The organism is Psychrosphaera sp., assembly GCF_982872775.1.
The window spans coordinates 1-1,560 of the sequence record NZ_CEYNSH010000070.1; the positions used below are offsets into that span (position 1 = coordinate 1).

At 37.7% G+C, this 1,560-nt stretch carries 3 protein-coding genes; 2 read left to right on the plus strand and 1 reads right to left on the minus strand.

What is annotated here, in order from left to right:
• Positions 1–222: 222 nt before the first annotated feature.
• Together AC4E96_RS13545 and AC4E96_RS13550 are read left to right on the plus strand one after the other, a co-directional pair.
• Positions 223–399: a DUF1328 domain-containing protein gene (locus tag AC4E96_RS13545; RefSeq protein WP_490256201.1), complete on the plus strand. Its 177-nt coding sequence runs from the start codon at positions 223–225 to the stop codon at positions 397–399.
• Between the two features lie 70 nt (positions 400–469).
• On the plus strand, positions 470–661 hold the full coding sequence (locus AC4E96_RS13550) for a hypothetical protein (RefSeq protein ID WP_490256196.1): 192 nt from the start codon (positions 470–472) through the stop codon (positions 659–661).
• Between the two features lie 70 nt (positions 662–731).
• On the opposite strand, the gene AC4E96_RS13555 is transcribed toward AC4E96_RS13550, so the two are convergent.
• Positions 732–1,560 (minus strand): sulfotransferase family protein (locus AC4E96_RS13555; RefSeq protein ID WP_490256197.1); only part of this gene is annotated, 829 nt, incomplete at its 5' end.

The window sequence follows — 1,560 nt, forward strand, 5'->3', positions numbered from 1 at the left end:
AAAACTTGCACAGTTACCGTGAAAATATTTTATAGAGAAGACAAGAGGTTACTACTTTTCAAAAGTAAGGGAGCGAAGGTTATAAGTCTAATCATTCCTTAGGTTATTGATTTTATTATTAATAACAGTTCGAGCGTTAATTTTATAACTACGATTTAAACGTTGGCACGGCTTTGGCAATATCTATCGGGAAATCAAAAAAAACTTGAAACTGGAGGTCTTATGTTGGGCTGGATAGTCACATTTTTATTGATTGCAATTGTGGCCGGTATTTTGGGCTTTGGTGGTATTGCAGGAGCAGCAACAGGAATAGCGAAGTTTTTATTCTTTTTATTTTTAATTGGTTTGATCGTGTCAGTAGTTATCGGCGTGGCCAGAGGCCGAAAACCGAGAGTCTAAGATAAGCTATAGTTACTTAGATAACCGCAACCGACACTTATATTTTATAAATGGATATTGGAGAAACACCATGAAATTTTTTAAGCTACTTATTGTGTTACCTTTAGTTGTATCAGCAATGTTTTTAACTGCGTGTGGTGATGGTGAAGCAGAAGAGGCAGGCGAAAAAGTCGATGAAGTCGTAACAGATGCAGGTAACGCCATCGAAGATGCGTGTGAAGATGTAAAAGAAGAAGCTGACGCAGAAGATACGGACTGTTAATCGCAAGCTTTGAATACAAACAGTTTATCCGTTGTTGTTAAACTGGCTTGAGATAAACCCGAATGGTGATTTAAGATGACCATTCGGGTTTATTTTTATTTAGTCTATTAAATAGAAAATCGTATTGTTGCCATTGTCCCTGATACTTCTGGGTCAATCCGCCACGGACTTGATGACTACTCGCAGTTGAAATGGCCGTTTTATCTTTGTTACTTAGTTCTGAAAGAGTAACGTTTACAAGAGGTACATCAACAAACTTATACAGCTTTGCTAATTCCGCTTGTGGTTGGTGAATCAACGTTTCATATTCGACTTCAACCACTCGCTTTTCGTAATGGGTTTTTAACCACTCTACTTGCTCTTGATACATAAGGTAGTACGCCTCAATATCTTTTATATCGAAAGAGTACCGAAAGCGCTGGTCGTTAGGGTTGAACAAATATTTAAAATTACTCCAAATAGCATCGTTTTGGTCTTTTTTAATTGCAATAATTTTGGCATCAGGAATGGCTTCTAAAATAATTGGTGTTAACCAAATATTGAGGTGCATCTTATCTATAACATGACTAATATCATGTCCGTCACTAACCTGGTTAGTTTGAGCAAATACACCTTTAAGTCTTGCTTGGGTTAGCGTTTGGTATCGATTAGCGAGCTTACCAAGCTGTTCCGAATACGAATTTAAGTGTTCATTTTTACTTGAACAATTTTCGCCTCTAATTGACTGAATAAATGGCGTAAATAGCACCTCTATATCGTCTCTCTCACCTAATGACAACATACTTGGGTTTTGTGTTAAAAGATGTGTAAGTAGCGTTGAGCCGCTTCTTGGCAGTCCTACAATAAACACATTTTGGGGCACTGTTTTTGGCACTGTGTTGGGCACTCTGTTGGGCACT

Coding starts and splice junctions, on each gene's coding strand:
- AC4E96_RS13545 (WP_490256201.1), top strand. CDS start 223: ATGTTGGGCTGGATAGTCACATTTTTATTGATTGCAATTGTGGCCGGT.
- AC4E96_RS13550 (WP_490256196.1), top strand. CDS start 470: ATGAAATTTTTTAAGCTACTTATTGTGTTACCTTTAGTTGTATCAGCA.